Source organism: Branchiibius hedensis, assembly GCF_900108585.1.
Taxonomy (GTDB): Bacteria; Actinomycetota; Actinomycetes; order Actinomycetales; family Dermatophilaceae; genus Branchiibius; species Branchiibius hedensis.
Window position 1 is genome coordinate 3,772,440 of sequence record NZ_UESZ01000001.1, and the last position, 21,788, is coordinate 3,794,227.

General features: G+C 66.5%; 20 protein-coding genes, 1 tRNA gene and 1 pseudogene. 13 read left to right on the forward strand and 9 right to left on the reverse strand.

Features of this window, described 5'->3' with window-relative positions; genetic code table 11:
- The first annotated feature begins 122 nt into the window (after positions 1-122).
- Positions 123-2,897 (forward strand): type I DNA topoisomerase, encoded by a 2,775-nt coding sequence (gene topA, locus DR843_RS18440; RefSeq protein WP_109688200.1) that lies wholly within the window; start codon positions 123-125, stop codon positions 2,895-2,897.
- A 1-nt stretch (position 2,898) separates the two neighbouring features.
- Here topA and DR843_RS18445 read toward each other — a convergent pair whose 3' ends face one another.
- Together DR843_RS18445 and DR843_RS18450 are read right to left on the reverse strand one after the other, a co-directional pair.
- Complete coding sequence (locus DR843_RS18445) at positions 2,899-4,050, reverse strand: Fic family protein (RefSeq protein WP_109688202.1); 1,152 nt, start codon at positions 4,048-4,050, stop codon at positions 2,899-2,901.
- A gap of 96 nt (positions 4,051-4,146) precedes the next feature.
- Positions 4,147-5,490: a serine hydrolase domain-containing protein gene (locus tag DR843_RS18450; RefSeq protein WP_109688204.1), complete on the reverse strand. Its 1,344-nt coding sequence runs from the start codon at positions 5,488-5,490 to the stop codon at positions 4,147-4,149.
- 48 nt (positions 5,491-5,538) lie between these two features.
- On the opposite strand from DR843_RS18450, the gene tmk reads away from it, so the two are divergent.
- From tmk to DR843_RS19855, 6 genes are all read left to right on the forward strand, one after another.
- The gene (gene tmk / locus DR843_RS18455) at positions 5,539-6,147 is read left to right on the forward strand and encodes a dTMP kinase (RefSeq protein ID WP_109688206.1); all 609 of its coding nucleotides are present in this window, start codon (positions 5,539-5,541) and stop codon (positions 6,145-6,147) included.
- Complete coding sequence (locus DR843_RS18460; protein ID WP_109688207.1) at positions 6,144-7,295, forward strand: DNA polymerase III subunit delta'; 1,152 nt, start codon at positions 6,144-6,146, stop codon at positions 7,293-7,295. The genes tmk and DR843_RS18460 overlap by 4 nt, the downstream gene beginning before the upstream one ends.
- A 14-nt stretch (positions 7,296-7,309) precedes the next feature.
- On the forward strand, positions 7,310-8,872 hold the full coding sequence (locus DR843_RS18465; protein WP_245934196.1) for an alpha/beta hydrolase: 1,563 nt from the start codon (positions 7,310-7,312) through the stop codon (positions 8,870-8,872).
- Positions 8,873-8,959: 87 nt separating this feature from the next.
- Positions 8,960-9,892 (forward strand): hypothetical protein, encoded by a 933-nt coding sequence (locus DR843_RS18470; protein WP_109688211.1) that lies wholly within the window; start codon positions 8,960-8,962, stop codon positions 9,890-9,892.
- A gap of 88 nt (positions 9,893-9,980) precedes the next feature.
- A tRNA-Thr gene (locus DR843_RS18475) sits at positions 9,981-10,054 on the forward strand.
- A 316-nt stretch (positions 10,055-10,370) separates the two neighbouring features.
- Complete coding sequence (locus DR843_RS19855) at positions 10,371-10,547, forward strand: helix-turn-helix domain-containing protein (protein WP_146202628.1); 177 nt, start codon at positions 10,371-10,373, stop codon at positions 10,545-10,547.
- Between the two features lie 71 nt (positions 10,548-10,618).
- On the opposite strand, the gene DR843_RS20190 is transcribed toward DR843_RS19855, so the two are convergent.
- The 4 genes from DR843_RS20190 to DR843_RS18495 are packed head-to-tail and all read right to left on the reverse strand — an operon-like array spanning position 10,619 to position 13,240.
- Positions 10,619-11,080 carry a PKD domain-containing protein gene (locus DR843_RS20190; RefSeq protein WP_170119927.1) on the reverse strand — a complete coding sequence of 154 codons (462 nt, stop codon included), beginning with the start codon at positions 11,078-11,080 and terminating at the stop codon, positions 10,619-10,621.
- A gap of 26 nt (positions 11,081-11,106) precedes the next feature.
- Positions 11,107-12,465, reverse strand: coding sequence for a PKD domain-containing protein (locus DR843_RS18485; RefSeq protein ID WP_146202629.1), 1,359 nt, complete (start codon positions 12,463-12,465; stop codon positions 11,107-11,109).
- Positions 12,462-12,773 carry a polysaccharide lyase gene (locus tag DR843_RS18490; RefSeq protein ID WP_109688217.1) on the reverse strand — a complete coding sequence of 104 codons (312 nt, stop codon included), beginning with the start codon at positions 12,771-12,773 and terminating at the stop codon, positions 12,462-12,464. The genes DR843_RS18485 and DR843_RS18490 overlap by 4 nt, the downstream gene beginning before the upstream one ends.
- Positions 12,770-13,240 carry a polysaccharide lyase gene (locus tag DR843_RS18495; protein ID WP_109688219.1) on the reverse strand — a complete coding sequence of 157 codons (471 nt, stop codon included), beginning with the start codon at positions 13,238-13,240 and terminating at the stop codon, positions 12,770-12,772. The genes DR843_RS18490 and DR843_RS18495 overlap by 4 nt, the downstream gene beginning before the upstream one ends.
- 117 nt (positions 13,241-13,357) lie before the next feature.
- Here DR843_RS18495 and DR843_RS18500 point away from each other — a divergent pair, with 117 nt between their 5' ends.
- A complete protein-coding gene (locus tag DR843_RS18500; protein WP_172461486.1) occupies positions 13,358-14,638 on the forward strand; it encodes an IS256 family transposase in 1,281 nt (426 codons plus the stop codon).
- A 656-nt stretch (positions 14,639-15,294) separates the two neighbouring features.
- Here the strand turns inward: DR843_RS18500 and DR843_RS18510 are convergent.
- The gene (locus DR843_RS18510) at positions 15,295-16,224 is read right to left on the reverse strand and encodes a hypothetical protein (protein ID WP_109688221.1); all 930 of its coding nucleotides are present in this window, start codon (positions 16,222-16,224) and stop codon (positions 15,295-15,297) included.
- Between the two features lie 317 nt (positions 16,225-16,541).
- Positions 16,542-16,802 (reverse strand): hypothetical protein, encoded by a 261-nt coding sequence (locus tag DR843_RS19860; RefSeq protein ID WP_146202631.1) that lies wholly within the window; start codon positions 16,800-16,802, stop codon positions 16,542-16,544.
- Positions 16,803-17,296: 494 nt separating this feature from the next.
- On the opposite strand from DR843_RS19860, the gene DR843_RS18520 reads away from it, so the two are divergent.
- Positions 17,297-18,226 (forward strand): hypothetical protein, encoded by a 930-nt coding sequence (locus DR843_RS18520; protein WP_109688221.1) that lies wholly within the window; start codon positions 17,297-17,299, stop codon positions 18,224-18,226.
- A gap of 656 nt (positions 18,227-18,882) precedes the next feature.
- Here the strand turns inward: DR843_RS18520 and DR843_RS18530 are convergent.
- A pseudogene (locus DR843_RS18530) lies at positions 18,883-20,080 on the reverse strand (IS256 family transposase).
- Between DR843_RS18530 and DR843_RS20415 the strand changes: the two are divergent.
- From DR843_RS20415 to DR843_RS18545, 4 genes are read left to right on the forward strand one after another with little or no spacing between them, the layout of a single operon-like run.
- The gene (locus tag DR843_RS20415; protein ID WP_211310285.1) at positions 19,967-20,380 is read left to right on the forward strand and encodes a hypothetical protein; all 414 of its coding nucleotides are present in this window, start codon (positions 19,967-19,969) and stop codon (positions 20,378-20,380) included. The pseudogene DR843_RS18530 and the gene DR843_RS20415 sit on opposite strands and share 114 nt — an antisense overlap.
- Positions 20,377-20,646, forward strand: coding sequence for a hypothetical protein (locus DR843_RS18535; RefSeq protein ID WP_109688227.1), 270 nt, complete (start codon positions 20,377-20,379; stop codon positions 20,644-20,646). Before DR843_RS20415 ends, DR843_RS18535 begins: the two co-directional genes overlap by 4 nt.
- Positions 20,647-20,670: 24 nt before the next feature.
- Entirely contained in the window at positions 20,671-21,054 is a 384-nt protein-coding gene (locus DR843_RS18540; protein WP_109688229.1) for a polysaccharide lyase, read from the forward strand.
- Entirely contained in the window at positions 21,051-21,347 is a 297-nt protein-coding gene (locus DR843_RS18545; protein ID WP_146202632.1) for a hypothetical protein, read from the forward strand. The genes DR843_RS18540 and DR843_RS18545 overlap by 4 nt, the downstream gene beginning before the upstream one ends.
- The last annotated feature ends 441 nt before the right edge of the window (positions 21,348-21,788 follow it).

Below are 21,788 nucleotides of genomic sequence, written 5' to 3' on the forward strand. Positions count from 1 at the left end.
TCGCAACGCCCGGATAGCGAGGTGATGCGGCGGGTTCGCCGTGGAGGGGCTACGGTGCAACCGGTTGCACGTCCGAGCAGCGACGAATCCGCTGCACGTGCCGGCCAGGAACAGGAGCAGCAGTGGCAAAGAAGCTTGTCATCGTCGAGTCCCCGTCCAAGGTTGCCAACATCGGCAAGTACCTCGGATCGGACTACGTGGTCGACGCCAGCATCGGGCACATCCGTGATCTGCCGACCCCGCGGGATCTGCCGGCGGACATGAAAAAGGGGCCGTTCGGCAAATTCGCGGTGAATGTGGAGGACGGTTTCGAGCCGTACTACGAGGTCTACCCGGACAAGAAGAAGAAGGTCGCCGAGCTCAAGCGACTGCTGAAGGACTCCGACGAACTGCTGCTGGCAACCGACGACGACCGCGAGGGCGAGGCCATCGCCTGGCACCTGCTGGAGGTGCTCAAGCCCAAGGTCCCTGTCAAGCGGATGGTCTTCCACGAGATCACCAAGGAAGCGATCCAGCGGGCCGTCAACAACACCCGCGACCTCGACGACCGGCTCGTCGATGCTCAGGAGACGCGCCGGATCCTGGACCGCCTCTACGGCTACGAAGTCTCACCGGTGTTGTGGCGCAAGGTTCGCCAGGGTCTGTCCGGTGGCCGCGTGCAGTCTGTTGCGACCCGCATGGTCGTCGAGCGGGAGCGCGAGCGGATGGCGTTCCGTTCCGCCAACTACTGGGACGTCGACGGCACCTTCAGCACGCAGACCAGCGCGAAGGAGTCCTTCACCGCGCGGCTGACGTCGCTGGATGACCGCCGGGTAGCCCGGGGCAACGACTTCGATGATCTGGGAAATCTGAAGAGCGACAAGGTCATTCAGCTCGCCGAGGCTCAGGCACAGGCCATCGCTGGCGTCGCCACTACTGCGACCGCGACCGTGTCCTCGGTTACCGAGAAGCCCTACCGTCAGCGCCCGAAGGCGCCGTTCATCACCTCCACCTTGCAGCAGGAGGCCAGCCGCAAACTGCGGATGTCCAGCAAGAACGCGATGAGTGTGGCGCAGCGGCTCTACGAGGGCGGCTACATCACCTACATGCGTACCGATTCGGTGACGCTGTCCGCCTCGGCCATCAACGCGGCCCGGTCACAGGCCCGTGACCTGTACGGCGCGGCGTACGTCCCCGATTCCCCTCGCGTTTACGCTGGCAAGTCCAAGAACGCCCAGGAAGCCCACGAAGCGATCCGGCCCGCCGGTGACACCTTCCGCACCCCGGCCCAGGTGGCCGGTGAGCTGCGGGGGGATGAGTTCGCGCTCTACGAGTTGATCTGGAAGCGCACGGTCGCCTCGCAGATGGCGGACGCGACCGGTTCGACGGCGACGGTGAAAGTGACTGTGCCCGTTGTAGATTCCGGTGTTGCGCAGAGCGCGGAGTTCACCGCCAGCGGAACGGTCATCACCTTCCGGGGCTTCCTCGCGGCGTACGAAGAAGGCCGGGACACCGAGGTGCTCGCCCGCGAAGGCGGCGATGACGAGGAGCGACGTCTGCCCAAGCTGTCCGAGGGCGTTTCCCTCGACGTGGACGAGGCGACCGCGAACGGCCACGACACGCTTCCGCCGCCGCGCTACACCGAAGCAACTTTGGTGAAAGCGTTGGAGGAGAAGGGGATTGGCCGCCCGTCGACGTACGCCGCGACGGTCGGCACGATCCAGGACCGGGGCTATGTGCGCAGCAAGGGCAGCGCTCTCATCCCGACCTGGTTGGCGTTCGCGGTCACCCGGTTGATGGAGGAGAACTTCCCCTCCCTGGTCGACTACGACTTCACCGCCTCGATGGAAGAGGACCTGGACCGCATTGCCGCCGGTGACGCGGACCGGGTGGCGTGGCTGACGCAGTTCTACTTCGGCGACCAGAAGGAGCCCGGCGACGGGCTGCGCGCGATGGTCGAGCACCTGCCGGACATCGACGCCCGCGCCATCTCGACGATCCCGATCGGCGAGGGCATCGTCGTGCGCGTCGGCCGGTACGGCCCGTTCATCGAGGAAGAGGTGCCCGCGGGCGTCGACCCGGCGACCGGTGAGGTGACCGGCGAGCCGGCGGATCCGCGTCGGGTGTCGATCACCGACGACATCGCCCCCGACGAGATGACCCCGGCGAAGGCGCGGGAGTTGCTCGAAGCCTCTGACGACGATGGGCGGGTGCTGGGCACTGATCCTTCTACGGGTCACGAAATCATCGCTCGCGCAGGGCGGTACGGCCCCTACGTCACCGAAGTGCTGCCTGCGCCGCCGGTATCCGAGGACGCTCCGAAGAAGGCGAAGAAGGCCACCGGTCCCAAACCGCGGACAGCGTCGCTGTTCAAAGACATGGACCTCGCGACGATCGACCTGGACGCGGCGCTCAAGCTGCTGTCGCTGCCGCGCGTGGTCGGTGTCGTACAGGACGACGAGGGCAAGGACGTCGAGATCACCGCGCAGAACGGCCGCTACGGGCCGTATCTGAAGAAGGGCACCGACTCGCGGTCGCTGGAGACCGAGCAGCAACTCTTCGACATCACGCTGGAGCAGGCGCAGGCGATCTACGCCCAGCCCAAGCAGCGGGGTCGGGCCGCCGCCAAGCCGCCGCTGAAGGAACTGGGCAACGACCCGGTGTCCGGTAAGCCGGTGGTGGTCAAGGACGGCCGCTTCGGTCCCTACGTCACGGACGGCGAGACCAACGCGACCCTGCGCAAGGACGACGAGCCGGAAACCATCACGCCGGAGCGCGGATTCGAGCTGCTGGCCGACAAGCGGGCGCGTGGCCCGGTGAAGCGGACCTCGGTGAAGAAGACCGCTGCGAAGAAGGCCGCCACCAAGAAGACGGCAAAGAAGGCCCCCGCCAAGAAGGCTGCGACCAAGAAGGCCTGACCTACGGGAGCGACCGACGGATCTGGGTGATGAGATCCGGGTAGGGGTCCTCGAGTGGGGCTCTCTGCGAACGCAAGTCGTCCCGTAGTCGACGCAACTCCTTGCCTGCCACGTAGTGGCGGCCGCGTCGCTCACCACGCGCTTCGAGCAACCCTTGGTCGGTCGCCAGAGCAAGATCACGCGTTGCCGTCCGCTCCTCGACGGCGGTCAGTTTGACGTAGGACGGCCGGGTGACCCGAAGTCCGAGGGTCGCGTCGAAGAGGGCGCTGCTCAGTCGCTCAGGCAGGGAATGGTCGCGGACGATCTCGTCGATTCGTGCGAGTTGGATGTCGGCTTCGGCGAATCGGCGCGCGACCGTCTGCGCCTGGAAGTAGTGGGCGCGCAGGTTGAACTGTACCCAATGGCTCGCGTCTCGCTCTGGGTTCCAGGCGCCTTGGCCCGTCGCAGCAAGCACCTCGTAGTACTCCCGGGTGTTGCTGCCGAGCCACTCCTCAATGGAGGAGAACACCGGCTCAATCACGCTGTCGCGCGCCAAGGTCATCGTCTGCAGTGCTCGGGCCATCCGGCCATTGCCGTCCTTGAACGGATGAATCATGACGAGATTGAGGTGGGCCATCGCGGCTCGCACCAGAGGCTCCTCGGTATCGGACAGCGCGAGGCTTCTGACGAACTCAGCCATCAGCTCAGGCACGACTCCGGGGTCGGGACCTTCGTAGACCGTGGCGTCGCGCTGGTCGTCACGGACGTAGATGGCGCTGGTCCGGTAACGGCCCGGCATCTTGGTCAGATCGTGCTCGAGGAGCATGAAGTGCATGGATCGCAGCACGCTCTCGTCAATCACGAACCCCGGCTCGGTTGCCACGTTGAGCACGTAGGTCAAGACCCGCCGGTAACCGGCGATCTCTGCCCACGTGGCTTCGTCGGCGGTGAGCGGCGGCTCGTCATCGACCGCGGCCACGGCATCCTGGTCGGTGACCGAGTAGCCCTCAATGGTGTTCGACCCCTGAATGGCCTTGGCGGTCGAGGTCCGTCGGAGGGCGCCGTCCCATCGTCGCGGGGCCCGCAATACCTGGGTGAGCTGGGTTCGGACGCGTTGGATCTCATCGATGACGTGCACGTCATCGAGTCCGAGGTCCGGCGTTGCGTAGAGCATGTCTCTATGTCCTTAATTAAAGGACATAGAGTACTGCAGGCCTGTCCTTATGTCTCTTAATAAAAGACATAAGGACATCGGGCAACGCTGGTCCCGTCAGTCCGGGGTGGGTTCGCCGAAGCCGAGTGGGTCGCGGGTGAATCGGTAGGTGGCCCAGTTGAACTGGCGCACCGAGCCGTCGGGCCGTCGACGTACGACGAGTAGCTCGCCCTGCTCGCGGCCGGACACCGTGCGGAACGTGTCCGGGTCCTGTTGCTCGAAGATCGACGGCGGCGTGGTCGCAGGAGCGCCTTCGACGCGGGCCTCCAGGTGACCGTCGCGGATCGACAGGATGAAACCAGCACCTTCGGAGAACCATTGTCCGACAAGCGGCTTCAGTTGCGGCGGCTCCGCCGAGCCCGGCACCCAGGGTGCGGGTACGAGCGGGTCGTGAGTCTCGACGTACGTGCCAAGGCGTACGGCGGTCCCCGCGGGGTCCTTGGCCGCCGAGTTGTTCATCAACACGGCCCCGGTGGTGCCCGAGGATGCCTCGGAGAAGAAGCCGGTGATGCCGCCGGGCAGGCCGCCGGTGTGCCCGAACCACGTCCGTCCCTCGTGCCGGACCAACTGCAGACCCAGGCCGTAACCAGCGGTCCAGGTCCCATCGACCATGGCCTGTGGCTGGCGCATCTCCAGCGCGGTGTCGGGGGACAGGATCGCGGAGTCGGGGTCGAGCAGGAAGGCGTGCCAGCGGACCATGTCCGACAACGTGCTGCAGATCGATCCGGCTGAGGCCATCGCGCCCTTGATGATCAGCGGCTCGCGGACCGGCACGTCGGTGTAGTGCGGGACGTAGTACTGCCGCGTGTGCGGCGCCTGCAGCGACAGTGTCGTGCGGGTCAGACCCAGCGGATCCAGCAGCCGGCGCTGCAGAGAGGACTCCCACGGCTCACCGTCCAGGTGTGCGATGAGTTCGCCGAGCATCGCGTAACACAGGTTCGAGTAGTGCCAGTGGTCGTGCGGGCGACCCACTCGCCGCGCGGCGTTCCAGCCGTCGATCAACTCGTCGCGGGCGGGGAACTGCAGGGTGTCCCAGACATCGCCCACCGGCTCGCGTTGCATCCCGGTCAGGTGCGAGAGCATCTGGCGGACCGTCACGGTGGAGTGCGCTGACGGCAGGTGCTGGTCGATGGTGTCGTCGAGCGACAGCTTGCCCTCGTCCCGCAACTGCATGATCTGCACTGCCACGAAGGTCTTGGTGTTCGAGGCCACCAGGAACTGGGTGTCATCGCCGAGCGGCACACTCGGATCGTCCAGGTCCGCCGCCCCGATCGCGGTCGACCAGACCAGGGTCCCGTGCCGGGCGACGCCGGCGACCAGCGCAGGGGTGCGACTGGTCACCTGGGCTTCGACGGCCAAGCGGTCGAGGGCACGGGCGGTGGACGGCAGAAGATCGCTCACAGCACCGACCCTACGTCCGCTGTCGGCGCACCCGATTAGAGTGGCGCCGTGCCTGGCTTCTTCCTCGTCTTCGAAGGCGGCGACGGCGCGGGCAAGACCACTCAGCTCACTGCGCTGCGCCAGGCCCTGGCGGACACCGGCCGGGAGATCGTGGTGACCCGGGAGCCGGGCGGTACGCCGGTCGGTCAAGCCATCCGCGACGTCCTGTTGCACGGGGAGCACGTGGCGCCACGCGCTGAGGCGCTGCTCTTCGCCGCTGACCGCGCCCATCACGTCGCGACCGTTGTGCGGCCCGCCTTGGAGCGGGACGCGATCGTGCTGCAGGACCGCTACCTGGATTCGTCGATCGCCTACCAGGGAGCAGGTCGAGCGCTGGAAGCCGATGACGTCCGCGGTCTGTCGCTGTGGGGGACCCAGGGCCTGCTGCCCGACCTGACCGTGCTGTTGGACGTGCCCGCCGGCACCGGTCGGGAGCGACGCGGCGAGGTCCACGACCGCCTCGAGCGGGAAGCCGACGACTTCCACGGCCGGGTCCGCGAGCACTTTTTGGCGTTGGCCGCTGCCGAACCGCAGCGCTACCTCGTGCTCGATGCGACCCGCGCCGCCGACGATTTGGCCAAGGACATCGAGGCCGCGGTCCGGGAGCGGTTGACATGAGCGTCTGGACCGACGTGATCGGCCAACCACACGTCGTACGCACCCTGGGGGAAGCCGTCGCCGACCCGGCCGCCAACACCCACGCCTGGCTGCTCACCGGCCCGCCCGGGTCCGGAAGGTCAACGGCTGCAAGGGCTTTCGCGGCCGCCTTGGAGTGCCCGCGGGGCGGGTGCGGGGAGTGCGCCGAGTGTCGTACGGCGCTCGACGGCTCCCATGCCGACGTCGAGTTGGTGGCCACCCAGGGTCTGTCGATCTCGGTGAAGGAGGCCCGGCGGCTGACCGAGTTGGCGCAGCGCCGCCCGTCCATCGGTGCGTGGCGGGTCATCGTGATCGAGGACGCCGACCGACTCACCGAGCAGGCCGCCGACGCGTTGCTGAAGTCGCTCGAAGAGCCCACTGCGCGCACGATCTGGTTGCTGTGCGCCCCGTCGGTGGAGGACGTGATCATCACCATCCGCAGCCGCTCGCGGCACCTGGGCTTGCGCACCCCGCCACCGGAAGCGGTCGCGCAATTGCTGTCCCGGCGCGATGGCATCGACCCGGATGCGGCGCTCGCGGCCGCTCGTGCGGCGCAGTCCCATGTGGGTCTCGCGCGCCGGCTCGCCCGGGACCCCGACGCCCGCGCCCGCCGCGACGAGATCGTGGCCCTGCCCTTGCGGATCACCGATTTCGGGGCTGCGATGGCGGCGGCCGATGCGTTGGTGCAGGTCGCCGGAGCGGAATCCGGGGCCAGCGCGGCGGAGCGTAACGCCGCCGAACGCGAGAAGCTCCTCCTGCAACTCGGGGCCGATCCGGCCGCGCGGACCCAGCCACCCGCCGTACGTTCGGCCCTGACCCAACTGGAGAAGGATCAGAAGGCGCGGGCGACCCGGTTCACCCGGGACATGGTGGACCGGGCGTTGATCGATCTGGCCTCCACCTACCGGGACGCGCTGATGCTCAGCGTTGGTGCGCAGGTCGACCTGGTCAACGTCACCCAGACTGATGCGGTGCAGGAGTTGGCGCGGCGACTGGATCCGGCCGGTCTGCTGCAGGCGCTGGATGCGATCGGTCTGGCCCGCACCCGGATCGAAGCCAACGTGCCGCCGCAGCTGGCGCTGGAGGCGATGGCGATCAGTTTGCAGATCCCCGCCCAGTCGCGCCGATGACATACCGTCTGAGCATGCGTTTCTCCCGCACAGTCCTGCACGGCGCCGTCGCGATCGCAGCAGTCAGCGGTCTCGCAGCGTGCTCCAGCACTGTGACCGTGCAGCCGGCTACCACGAGCGCAAGCCAGACCTCCTCGACGGCCAGCACAGCGACGAGTTCCGGTACGTCGAGCCCGGGCTCTGCGGACCTCGACCAGTACTACACGCAAAAGCTGGACTGGCAGGACTGTTCCGGGGTGCAGTGCGCCAAGCTCAAGGTCCCGGTGGACTACGCGAACCCGACGTCCTCGATCGAGATCGAGGTATCCAAGGTTCCGGCGTCGGGCACCAAGAAGGGCACATTGGTCGTCAACCCCGGCGGCCCCGGCGGCTCGGGATACGACTACGCGGCCGCAGCCGACCAGATCGTCAGTGGGGCCGTGCGCAGCCAGTTCGACGTCGTCGGCTTCGACCCCCGCGGGGTGGGCCGCTCGGCGCCGATCACCTGCGTCGACGACACCAAGATGGACACCTGGCTGGGATCGGATCCGACTCCCAACGGGACCGACGGCGCACAGGAATTGCTCACGCAGTCAAAGCAATTCGCGGACAGTTGCAAGGCGAAGGCCGGCCCGTTGCTCGCCCATGTCTCGACGATCGACGTCGCCAAGGACATGGACATCCTGCGGGCAGCCCTCGGTGAGGAAAAGCTGGACTACTTGGGCAAGTCCTACGGCACGCTGATCGGCTCGGTCTACGCCGGGATGTTCCCCAGCAAGGTCGGCCGGTTCATCCTCGACGGGGTCGTGCCACCGGACATCACCAGTGAGCAGATGAACTTGGGTCAGGCCAAGGGTTTCGAGCAGGCGACCCGGTCCTACGTGAGCAACTGTGTCGCTGGCGGCTCGTGCCCGTTGGGCTCGGACGTCGACTCGGGGATGGCCAAGATCCGATCGTTCCTCAACGGGCTGGACGCCAATCCGCTGCCTGTCTCGGGCAACGGCGACGTCACGAAGCTGACGGAGGGCTGGGCCAGCTACGGCATCGCCGAAGCGATGTACTCCAAGGACCTGTGGCCGGTGCTGACCGATGCGTTCAAATCCGCCTTCGAGGGCGACGGAAACCCGTTGATGGACCTGGCCAACCAGTACGCGCAGCGCAACGCCGACGGCAGTTACAGCGGCAACCTGATGCAGGTCATCAACCCCGTGTCGTGCCTGGACCGCGGTGGATCAGCCGACCTCGCCGCCACGGAGAAGGAAGCCGCCGAGTTCGCCAAGCAGGCGCCGACCTGGGGCCCGATGCTGGCCTGGGGCTCGCTGGTGTGTGGGGTCTGGCCGTACCAACCGAGCAAACCGCTGGGCAAGATCACCGCCGAAGGTTCCGGTCCGATCCTGGTGATAGGTACGACGCGTGACCCGGCCACGCCGTACGCCTGGTCCCAGCAACTCGCCGCCGAACTGGCTGATGGCCATCTGTTGACCTACGACGGGGACGGCCACACGGCGTACTTCTCCCAGGGGTCCTCGTGCGTGGACAACACGGTGGACGCCTACCTGATCAACGGCACGGTGCCCCCGGAGGGCAAGGCCTGCTGACCAGCGGTATTCATCGCGGCGGCTGCAACTCCTCATCGGTACGAAGCCGGGCGCACGGGCGCTTGGCCAGGTCCAGGAGGAACCGTGATGAATGAGATGCCCGTCAAGGACGACAAGGCAGCCGTCGAAGCCTCAGACAAGGCACTCGGACGCCGATCGATGTTGCGTACGCTCGGTGTCGCCGGCGCGGTCGCCGGTGTCGCGGCGCTGGAGGTCGGACGATCCACCAACGCCGACGCGACGACGGGGGACTACCTGCGGATCGGATATTCCCAGGGCGCCCAGAACATGACCTATCTGACCAACCAGGTCGGGTCCTCGGTGATCAGCAATCCGTTGACCTCAGAGCCGACCCTCATGTGGGGTGACAACCGGCTGTCCTCGTTGACCAACGCGAACGGTATCCGCGGTGACGGTAAGGGCCCGAGCGGCATGGGCATCTGGGGCAATTCGGACTCCGGTGGCGTCGGTGTGCACGGCGGCGGCGGAATCGGTGTGCAGGCCCAAGGCTCCCGGGCGGCGCTCAAACTGATCCCGTCGGGCGCGGCCGCCGTGGACCGGTCCGATTACCACCAGACCGGCGAGTTCATCGAGGACAGCAGCGGCAACCTGTGGGTGTGCGTCGGGGCTGGTTTTCCGGGGTCTTGGCGCAAGCTGGCCGGACCGGCCAGCACCGGTGCGTTCCACGTCCTACCGGCGGCGATCCGGACCTATGACTCCCGCAGCTCCGACGGCGCGCTGAGCGGCGGGTCGCGCACCCTCACCATGAGTGGCGTGCCGAACGGTTCATCTGCGGTCACCGTCAGCCTCACCGCAACCGGAACCTCCGGGCCCGGCTACCTGGCGCTGTACAAAGCCGGGATCTCCTACCCGGGTAACTCCAACCTGAACTGGTCGGCGAGCGGAACGACGATTGCGGTCACGACGGTGTGCGCGGTCAACGCCTCGTCACAACTCGTCGTCCGCGGCGCCGGTGGTTCGACGCAGGTGATCATCGACGTGATCGGCTACTACGCCTGAGCCCGGCAGCGCCGCCGATTCGGTGTCGCGGCGGCGCTCTGCGTATACTCATCGCGCCCGTCCGGCTGTGATCCAGGCGGCGGGTGACGCCGCCTTAGCTCAGTTGGCCAGAGCGATTCACTCGTAATGAATAGGTCATCGGTTCGATTCCGATAGGCGGCTCGCGGAATGGCGCGGTTCCCGAAGGTTCGGGGCCGCGCCTTCCTCATTTCTGTTAGCCATTTGGTTAGCCATTGATGCGCGCAAAGAAGTGCCCCCGCCGCGAGGGGTCACGGTGGGGGCGTCCGATCCGGCGCGGGCGCGGCGCAATGGTGACCCCGGGCAGGCGGTGGAGGAATGCGTCGTGTGCGGTGCAACGTGGGTGCACAAGCCCGGGACCGGGCGGGCGAAGACGTGCTCGGAGTGGTGCCGGGAGGAGCTGCTTGAAGCGGCCGCCCGTCGAAGCAGTGCGGAGGTTGCGAGAGCGAAGGCGGCGCGGATGAGGGCGGCCGCGGACCTGATCGCGCGGGCCCGTGCGGTGAAGGGTGACCGGCGGATGGTCCCGGTGCTGGTGCCTCGGCTGCGGTCGGCTGGCTTGCCGTACGCCGACATCGCCGAGGTGCTGGGGGTCTCGGTCAGCACGGCGTGGCGGGTCGCGAATCGCCCACCGCCCTAACCCCCTGGACGCACGAAAAGCGCCCCGCCCTCGCATGGAGGACGGGGCGCAAACGGGGTGCGGGCCGGGGGTTAGGTGTGGGTGCGGAGCCTGGGTTTGCGGACCCCACCGATCAGACCGGACCGGTCAGCGGTCAGGACGGTCACGGTGGAGGTTGCGGTTCCGGTGCCACCGCGACCGTCGGTGGCGGTCACCGTGAAAACCAGGGTCGCCCCGGCCACCGACGCCGGCGCCCGGAAAGACGCAGACCCGTTGCCGTAGTCGGTGAGGGCCACGGTGGGGGTGCCGGAGGTTTGCGCCCACGCCAGGGTCACCAGGTCCCCGTCGATGTCCGCACCGGTCGAGGTCAGGGTCACGGTGACACCCGGTTCCACCCCGGTCATGTTTCCGCCCGTGGTGACGGTCGGCGGGTTGTTCGCGGTTGATTTGGACAGGACGATCGATGAGGACCCGGATGAGGGGGTGCCGGTGCTGAACGTCCACACCGGCCCGGCCGCGCCCCCAGATCCCCGCAGTGCGTACGCGGCGGACATGCGGGTGGTGGAGATCGTGGCCCCGGTCAGTTCGGTCCACCCGGACCCGAGAACGTCCTGCCGTGTCCCGGCGGTCGCTTCGAGGTACCCGATGCAGCCGACCACGACGTCCCCGGCGACGACGGGGGACGCTGCAGCGGCCGGGGGTGACGCGGTCGTGGAGGATGAGGTGATCGCGCCCCGCACCGCTGCCACGTTGGACCATTCGGTGAGCTCCCCAAGAGGACGGACCCGGCCGCGGCGATGGTCACGGACGTGACCGCTGCGGCACCCACACACCAGTAGTGAGTGACCCGCCGCTGCGACGTCGATTCCTGGGAGGCTTGGGTGTCGGCGTTCGCTGAGGTCACCCAGGTGTTCCCGGCGGTGTCGGTGACGGACGTGACGGACCCGCCTTGGTGCAGGATCGCCAGGACCAGGGCGCGGCCCGCCGTCGTGGATTTGGTGATGGTCAGCGACGCCGTCCCGGACGTGGCGGTCGTGTCGGACATCAGCACAATGTCGGAGGTGGACACCGTCACTGACTGGGTGGTGCTGGCGGTGCCTCCGGCGGAGTTGGTGACCGTCAGTTTCACGGTGTAGGTGCCGGGCGATGCGTACGTGTGGGACGCGGTGGACCCGGTGCCGTGGGTGGTGGAGTCTCCCCAGTCCCAGTCGTATCCGCTGATGGTGCCGGTCCCGGCGGTGGAGGCGGTGCCGTCCACCGACAGGGCCAGGTTCGTCGCGGTCTTCGTGAAGGACGCGACCGGTGGGGTGACGTACTCGTAGAAAGCGACCGATGAGGACCCGGTGGTGCCCGAGGTCATGGTCCATTGGGGTCCGGCTTGCCCGGCAGCGGTCAGGGTCCGGTACGCACCCGACAGTCGCGTCGTGGAGATGTTGGTGCCGGTGAGTTCGGTGTAACCGGAGCCGAGGGTGTCCAGGCGTGTCCCGGCCGTGGTTTGTGCGTACCCCATGCACCCCACGAGCAGGTCCCCGACGGCAGTGCCGGACGGTGTCGCTGCAGGGGTGGTGGTGGTGGACCCCGCAGCGGTGGCCACGGAGCGCAGGGTCACCGCGCCGCCGCTGTGGGAGTACTCGGACAGGATCACCACGAACGGCGCGGTGCCGGCGATGGTCACGGTGATGGAGGCGGTGGTCAGCGCGGACAGGCACCAGTAGTGCTGCACCCGCCGCTGCGACGTCGAGGAGTTGATCGTTTGGGTGTCGCCGTTGCTGTCGGTGGCCCACGTGTTGGAGGCGGTGTCGGTGACGGTGCTGATCGCGCCGCCCTGGTGCAGGATCGATGCCACCAGCAGGTTCCCGGCGGTGACGGATCGGGTGATGGTGACCGATGACCCGGACGACGCGGTGGCCGTGGTCGAACCAACGAAGCTGAAGCTCACGATGCCACCCACAATTTCAAGTTGTCGACGGTGACGTACCCGTCAGCGGAGTCGGCCCAGGCGGAGTCGTTGCCGCCGCGGAAGAAGTGCCACCACAGGGTGGAAATTTTCACCGAGTCAGTCAGTCGCCATTTGCGGTTGGTGACTTCGAGGACTTTGGTTCCGTTGACGGTGAATTGCGCGATGCCGTCACTGTTGGCGGTGCCCGAGGTGATGGTGTTGAGCTTCACCCGGTGCCGCACCTTGTACGTCGGTCCCGCGGTGAGGGTGACGTTGGTTTGGCCGTTGATGCCGTACTGGGAGTTCATACCGGTGAAGTAGTCGTAGGTGATGAGTTCGGCGGGGAGTTGGCCCAGGAGTAGGCGCCGGGACCGATCCACATCAGCCGGGACGAGAAGCCGTGGTCAACGGAGGTAGTCAAGCCGTTGCCGCCGGAGGGGGCGCCGTCACTGACCGACCCATCGGTGCCGCCAAGGCCGGGCAGTTTCCCACCGAGGGAGAACCCGAACCCCGGCTCGAAGCGCAGGTCGTACTCCAAGATCACGTCGGTCGCGGCGGCTTTCAGCAGCACCGCGGGTTTCGGGAAAGCCGCGATCCCGACACCGGACCCGGTGGAGTACCCGCCGGCGGGGAACTTGTGCCGGATGAGGCGGCCGACGCCGTCGGGTGAGGTCACGATCGACTGCGCCGCGAACGTCGCGTCATTCGCGAAAGCGGACGAGTCGCCGATCGCGGCCCCGAAGTCGGCCTTCTTCACCGGCGACGCCAAAGCCATGCCGTCGAAGTTCTGGTCGAGGATCAGGGTGTACCCGGGAGGGTCTGTCCGAAACTTTGTGTAAGTGGCTTGGCGTGACGTCCCTGGCTTTGGCTGGGGCGGAAGGAAGATCGCGTCATGTCTGATGAGCAAGCGCATGGTGAGTTGGTGGCGAGGTCGTCGGCCGAGTCGGTTGACGTTGATGATCTGGCGCAGCAGCTGGTCGCTTCGGCGGTCGAGCGGCAGGTCGCTTTGACCGGTGAGGGTGGGTTGTTGACGACGCTGACGCGGCGGGTCCTGCAGGCAGCCCTGGAGGCCGAGATGAGCGCCCACCTGGGGTATGACAAGCACGCGGTCAACGGCCGCGATGGCGGCAACTCCCGCAATGGCTCCAGCCCCAAGACGGTGCGCACCGAGATCGGGGACGTGCAGATCCAGGTTCCGCGGGATCGGGCCGGCACGTTCGAACCGCAGATCGTGCCCAAGCACCAGCGCCGCCTGGCCGGGTTCGATGAGGCCGTGATTTCGCTGTACGCGAAGGGCATGACCACCGGGGACATCGCCGCTCACCTGTCCCAGGTGTACGACACCGATGTTTCCCGGGACCTGGTCTCGCGGGTCACCGACCAGGTCCTGGGTGACATGAAGGCGTGGTCGGCGCGTCCGTTGGACGCGATCTACCCGGTGATCCTGATCGACGCGATCGTGCTGAAGGTCCGCGAAGGGACGGTCGCGAACCGTCCGGTGTATGTGGCAATCGGTATAGACCTCAACGGTTTCCGCGATGTCCTGGGGTTGTGGGTCGGCCCATCGGGTGGGGAAGGAGCCAAGCAGTGGATGAACATGCTGTCGGACTTGAAGAATCGTGGCATCCTCGATGCGTGCATCGTGTGCTGCGACGGCCTCAAAGGCTTGCCCGAGGCGATCACGGCGACCTGGCCGGCCGCCACGGTGCAAACGTGTGTGGTGCATTTGGTCCGCAACAGTCTGCGGTACGCCTCCAAGAAGTACTGGCAGGCCATCACCCGCGACCTCAAGCGGATCTACACCGCCCCGTCGCTGGCGGCGGCCGAAACCGAGTTCGAGACCTTCGCGCAGCAGTGGGAACCGCTGTATCCGGCGATGGTGCGGATGTGGCGCAACTCCTGGACCGAGTTCATCCCGTTCCTGGACTTCCCTGTCGAGGTCCGCAAACTGATCTATACGACCAACGGGATCGAGTCGTTGAACGCCCGGTTCCGGGCAGCGACACGTCGACGGGGCCATTTCCCGGACGAGCAATCCGCGTTGAAGGTGCTCTACCTCGCGGTGTTGGAGCGGCAGAAGAACCGACCCAACCCCACCGGGCAGATCGCCGGCTGGAAGAACATCCTGAACGTACTATCCATGACCTACGGCGACCGCCTAGGTCTGAACTAGCCGATGCCACTTACACAAAGAATCAGACGGACCCTGCTTGCCCGGCCGGGGTGGGGGTGGCCCCCCCCTGGGGGTTACCAGTTGGTGGAGACGATCGGCGCCAGCGGGTGTCGTGTCTTTGTCCTGCGGCATCGAATGTCGGCGGGTTGGCGTGGAGTTCTTGCCGGACGGGTTCATACGGTTTGTGCCAGCGGTGTCGGTTGCACCAGCGGTGCGCGAGTCGGCAGTTGTTGCGGTCGTAAGGTGATCCGCCGAGTGCGACTGGGATGAGTTCGTCGATCTCGGGTGACCCGGGCCGACCGGCGGGGAGCTGGATGTTCACGGGTTGTCCGCAGAGGTGGCAGGTGTTCTCTTCGCGCTTGACTCTTCGCACTAGGCGATCGCGTCTGGTTCCGTTACTGCGGCGCGGGTTGGTCATGTTGTGCCTCGCACCACTTCGCCATGCTGGGTGTGTATCGCCACTCACCGCAGGTGGAGCAGCGGAATGCGTCATCGTCCATGGGGTGTGGCCTGACGTTGGTTCGCCGCGCTCAGTCGCGCTGGTCCAGGGTGTGTGGTGGTCGGCTGGCGCGGCGGGCATGAAGAAGCGCGAGGCCCCATTTGGGGACTTCTCGCGCCGATGCGCTGAGCGTACCACTAGATGGTGTCCTTGTTTGTCAAGCCCCACGCGGCGTGTTCACCTTCCTCAGTGCCCGTCGTTCGCGGCGCTCGTCGTCGAGCTTGGCCACGAGTTCACGCACGGCACCGATCCGGTAGACGGGAACCTTGGCCGTTGCCCCGTTGGCGCGGAACTCGACCCGGTCGCCGGCTGATTCCAACCGGCCTCGTCGCACGTACCCGGCGATGGCTTTGGTGCTGACGCGACCGCCTTCCATCTGCCGCAGCAGCGCGCTAATTTCGCGTGCCGTCCCGAGGTAGTCGTCCACCCCGGCGAGCAGCAGTTCGCGGCGGTCTTTGACGTTGTGGCCGGTGCCGCACTTGGGGCACAGCGCGACCTCGGGGACGTGATCGCGCTCGACGTACAGCGATTCGGGGCAGGGTGTCCCGTCAATCTCTGCGTCGCAGCGTCCGAGGTAGATCGTTGGTGGCGGGTTGTCCAGCAGGGCTAGCAGTTCCTCGCGGATGCCGTGCACTTCGGTGAACATCTCCGAGGCCCATTCTTGGAAGCGTGCCTTGCGGATCACGTAGGGCATCAGCCAGAGCGCGATCGCGTGGGAGTTGTCTGCTGGCCAGGCGATGCTCCGGTCTGCCTCGATCACCAGGCGCGCCATGCCGACCAGGGCGTTCTTCACCCGGTCCTGCGTGGCGGTCACTCGTGAGTCGTAGGCGAGTGCCGCTGATGGTGCGAACGGTTGGTGTGCGCGTGGGATGGTGAACCGTTGCCCTGAGTCGGTGCGCCATCCGGTGCCGCGTCGTGAGGTGTCGAGGTTGGTGACGTTCCAACTGGTGCGTTGGCGTGCCCGCTTGCCGTCGAGACAGTCGGCCAGTTGTGCGATCTGGGCGAGGTTGTGTCCGGCGGTTCTGGCGCATTCGGTGCAGGCGAAGGCGTCTCCGCAGGCGCGTGAGCAGTCGCAGGTGTTGGTCATCGGCGTGCCTTCCGGTTATGGATTATCTCGGCGGCCACGTCAGTGGCGGGGCGAAGATCACTCATCGCATCCACGAGCCTTCGTCGGTGTATTCGTCGGGGTCGAGGTCGAACCACTGCTCGCCGTCCCACACCGTGTCGCGGAGGCAGTCGGGGCAGCGGAACGCGAATAGAGTCCGGCGATTCGCGGTGGCGCGTCTACCGATCCTGGGTAGGCCGGTGATGTGCACGGTGCCCGTGTTTTCGATGCTGCTGGCGGTTGATCCGCATTCGCAGGCATCGTTCTTGGGCGGTGGCGGTTCTCTGGTCGGATGGTGCTCACGACTGCTCTCCCGTCTCGCCGTCGAGCGCGCGGATCAGGTCGGGCGTCGGCACGGATGCCCCGAATGGGTGACCGCCGAACACTCGGCTCAGGGATTCCTCGCTCGCCCGGTCGGCGGACTCGACCAGTTCCCGCACCCTGCCGATCGCTGCTTCGGCTTTGTCGCGCGCGTCACGATGCGTGCGCGCAGAGCTATCCGACAGCGCGATGCGGTCGCAGACGCTCTCGGCGCACGCGATCGCCGAATCGTGGAGCATGCGTTGTGGCGCTGGACGCGCGACAAGCGAGCGCGATCGCAGGGTGCGGGAACTGTCGAGTCCGCCGACCGGGCGAGCGAGGAATCCTGAGCCGAGTGTTCGGCGGTCACCATTCGGGGCATCCGTGCCGACGCCGACTGATCCGCGCGCTCGACGGCGAGACGGGAGAGCAGTCGTGAGCACCATCCGACAGAGAACCGCCACCGCCCAAGAACGATGCTGCGAATGCGGATCAACCGCCAGCAGCATCGAAAACACGGGCACCGTGCACATCACCGGCCTACCCAGGATCGGTAGACGCGCCACCGCGAATCGCCGGACTCTATTCGCGTTCCGCTGCCCCGACTGCCTCCGCGACACGGTGTGGGACGGCGAGCAGTGGTTCGACCTCGACCCCGACGAATACACCGACGAAGGCTCGTGGATGCGATGAGTGATCTTCGCCCCGCCACTGACGTGGCCGCCGAGATAATCCATAACCGGAAGGCACGCCGATGACCAACACCTGCGACTGCTCACGCGCCTGCGGAGACGCCTTCGCCTGCACCGAATGCGCCAGAACCGCCGGACACAACCTCGCCCAGATCGCACAACTGGCCGACTGTCTCGACGGCAAGCGGGCACGCCAACGCACCAGTTGGAACGTCACCAACCTCGACACCTCACGACGCGGCACCGGATGGCGCACCGACTCAGGGCAACGGTTCACCATCCCACGCGCACACCAACCGTTCGCACCATCAGCGGCACTCGCCTACGACTCACGAGTGACCGCCACGCAGGACCGGGTGAAGAACGCCCTGGTCGGCATGGCGCGCCTGGTGATCGAGGCAGACCGGAGCATCGCCTGGCCAGCAGACAACTCCCACGCGATCGCGCTCTGGCTGATGCCCTACGTGATCCGCAAGGCACGCTTCCAAGAATGGGCCTCGGAGATGTTCACCGAAGTGCACGGCATCCGCGAGGAACTGCTAGCCCTGCTGGACAACCCGCCACCAACGATCTACCTCGGACGCTGCGACGCAGAGATTGACGGGACACCCTGCCCCGAATCGCTGTACGTCGAGCGCGATCACGTCCCCGAGGTCGCGCTGTGCCCCAAGTGCGGCACCGGCCACAACGTCAAAGACCGCCGCGAACTGCTGCTCGCCGGGGTGGACGACTACCTCGGGACGGCACGCGAAATTAGCGCGCTGCTGCGGCAGATGGAAGGCGGTCGCGTCAGCACCAAAGCCATCGCCGGGTACGTGCGACGAGGCCGGTTGGAATCAGCCGGCGACCGGGTCGAGTTCCGCGCCAACGGGGCAACGGCCAAGGTTCCCGTCTACCGGATCGGTGCCGTGCGTGAACTCGTGGCCAAGCTCGACGACGAGCGCCGCGAACGACGGGCACTGAGGAAGGTGAACACGCCGCGTGGGGCTTGACAAACAAGGACACCATCTAGTGGTACGCTCAGCGCATCGGCGCGAGAAGTCCCCAAATGGGGCCTCGCGCTTCTTCATGCCCGCCGCGCCAGCCGACCACCACACACCCTGGACCAGCGCGACTGAGCGCGGCGAACCAACGTCAGGCCACACCCCATGGACGATGACGCATTCCGCTGCTCCACCTGCGGTGAGTGGCGATACACACCCAGCATGGCGAAGTGGTGCGAGGCACAACATGACCAACCCGCGCCGCAGTAACGGAACCAGACGCGATCGCCTAGTGCGAAGAGTCAAGCGCGAAGAGAACACCTGCCACCTCTGCGGACAACCCGTGAACATCCAGCTCCCCGCCGGTCGGCCCGGGTCACCCGAGATCGACGAACTCATCCCAGTCGCACTCGGCGGATCACCTTACGACCGCAACAACTGCCGACTCGCGCACCGCTGGTGCAACCGACACCGCTGGCACAAACCGTATGAACCCGTCCGGCAAGAACTCCACGCCAACCCGCCGACATTCGATGCCGCAGGACAAAGACACGACACCCCGCTGGCGCCGATCGTCTCCACCAACTGGTAACCCCCAGGGGGGGCCACCCCCACCCCGGCCGGGCAAGCAGGGTCCGTCTGATTCTTTGTGTAAGTGGCATCGGCTAGTTCAGACCTAGGCGGTCGCCGTAGGTCATGGATAGTACGTTCAGGATGTTCTTCCAGCCGGCGATCTGCCCGGTGGGGTTGGGTCGGTTCTTCTGCCGCTCCAACACCGCGAGGTAGAGCACCTTCAACGCGGATTGCTCGTCCGGGAAATGGCCCCGTCGACGTGTCGCTGCCCGGAACCGGGCGTTCAACGACTCGATCCCGTTGGTCGTATAGATCAGTTTGCGGACCTCGACAGGGAAGTCCAGGAACGGGATGAACTCGGTCCAGGAGTTGCGCCACATCCGCACCATCGCCGGATACAGCGGTTCCCACTGCTGCGCGAAGGTCTCGAACTCGGTTTCGGCCGCCGCCAGCGACGGGGCGGTGTAGATCCGCTTGAGGTCGCGGGTGATGGCCTGCCAGTACTTCTTGGAGGCGTACCGCAGACTGTTGCGGACCAAATGCACCACACACGTTTGCACCGTGGCGGCCGGCCAGGTCGCCGTGATCGCCTCGGGCAAGCCTTTGAGGCCGTCGCAGCACACGATGCACGCATCGAGGATGCCACGATTCTTCAAGTCCGACAGCATGTTCATCCACTGCTTGGCTCCTTCCCCACCCGATGGGCCGACCCACAACCCCAGGACATCGCGGAAACCGTTGAGGTCTATACCGATTGCCACATACACCGGACGGTTCGCGACCGTCCCTTCGCGGACCTTCAGCACGATCGCGTCGATCAGGATCACCGGGTAGATCGCGTCCAACGGACGCGCCGACCACGCCTTCATGTCACCCAGGACCTGGTCGGTGACCCGCGAGACCAGGTCCCGGGAAACATCGGTGTCGTACACCTGGGACAGGTGAGCGGCGATGTCCCCGGTGGTCATGCCCTTCGCGTACAGCGAAATCACGGCCTCATCGAACCCGGCCAGGCGGCGCTGGTGCTTGGGCACGATCTGCGGTTCGAACGTGCCGGCCCGATCCCGCGGAACCTGGATCTGCACGTCCCCGATCTCGGTGCGCACCGTCTTGGGCTGGAGCCATTGCGGGAGTTGCCGCCATCGCGGCCGTTGACCGCGTGCTTGTCATACCCAGGTGGGCGCTCATCTCGGCCTCCAGGGCTGCCTGCAGGACCCGCCGCGTCAGCGTCGTCAACAACCCACCCTCACCGGTCAAAGCGACCTGCCGCTCGACCGCCGAAGCGACCAGCTGCTGCGCCAGATCATCAACGTCAACCGACTCGGCCGACGACCTCGCCACCAACTCACCATGCGCTTGCTCATCAGACATGACGCGATCTTCCTTCCGCCCCAGCCAAAGCCAGGGACGTCACGCCAAGCCACTTACACAAAGTTTCGGACAGACCCTCCCGGGTACACCCTGATCCTCGACCAGAACTTCGACGGCATGGCTTTGGCGTCGCCGGTGAAGAAGGCCGACTTCGGGCCGCGATCGGCGACTCGTCCGCTTTCGCGAATGACGCGACGTTCGCGGCGCAGTCGATCGTGACCTCACCCGACGGCGTCGGCCGCCTCATCCGGCACAAGTTCCCCGCCGGCGGGTACTCCACCGGGTCCGGTGTCGGGATCGCGGCTTTCCCGAAACCCGCGGTGCTGCTGAAAGCCGCCGCGACCGACGTGATCTTGGAGTACGACCTGCGCTTCGAGCCGGGGTTCGGGTTCTCCTCGGTGGGAAACTGCCCGGCCTTGGCGGCACCGATGGGTCGGTCAGTGACGGCGCCCCTCCGGCGGCAACGGCTTGACTACCTCCGTTGACCACGGCTTCTCGTCCCGGCTGATGTGGATCGGTCCCGGCGCCTACTCCTGGCCAACTCCCCCGCCGAACTCATCACCTACGACTACTTCACCGGTATGAACTCCCAGTACGGCATCAACGGCCAAACCAACGTCACCCTCACCGCGGGACCGACGTACAAGGTGCGGCACCGGGTGAAGCTCAACACCATCACCTCGGGCACCGCCAACAGTGACGGCATCGCGCAATTCACCGTCAACGGAACCAAAGTCCTCGAAGTCACCAACCGCAAATGGCGACTGACTGACTCGGTGAAAATTTCCACCCTGTGGTGGCACTTCTTCCGCGGCGGCAACGACTCCGCCTGGGCCGACTCCGCTGACGGGTACGTCACCGTCGACAACTTGAAATTGTGGGTGGCATCGTGAGCTTCAGCTTCGTTGGTTCGACCACGGCCACCGCGTCGTCCGGGTCATCGGTCACCATCACCCGATCCGTCACCGCCGGGAACCTGCTGGTGGCATCGATCCTGCACCAGGGCGGCGCGATCAGCACCGTCACCGACACCGCCTCCAACACGTGGGCCACCGACAGCAACGGCGACACCCAAACGATCAACTCCTCGACGTCGCAGCGGCGGGTGCAGCACTACTGGTGCCTGTCCGCGCTGACCACCGCCTCCATCACCGTGACCATCGCCGCACCGCGCCGTTCGTGGTGATCCTGTCCGAGTACTCCCACAGCGGCGGCGCGGTGACCCTGCGCTCCGTGGCCACCGCTGCGGGGTCCACCACCACCACCCCTGCAGCGACACCGTCCGGCACTGCCGTCGGGGACCTGCTCGTGGGTGCATGGGGTACGCACAAACCACGGCCGGGACACGCCTGGACACCCTCGGCTCCGGTTACACCGAACTCACCGGCACCAACATCTCCACGACGCGACTGTCGGGTGCGTACCGGACCCTGACCGCTGCCGGGCAAGCCGGACCCCAATGGACCATGACTCGGGCACCACCGGTCCTCATCGGTCGCTTTCTACGAGTACGTCACCCCACCGGTCGCGTCCTTCACGAAGACCGCGACGAAACCTGGCCCTGTCGGTGGACGGCACCGCCTCCACCGCCGGGACCGGCACCATCAGCGGATACGACTGGACTGGG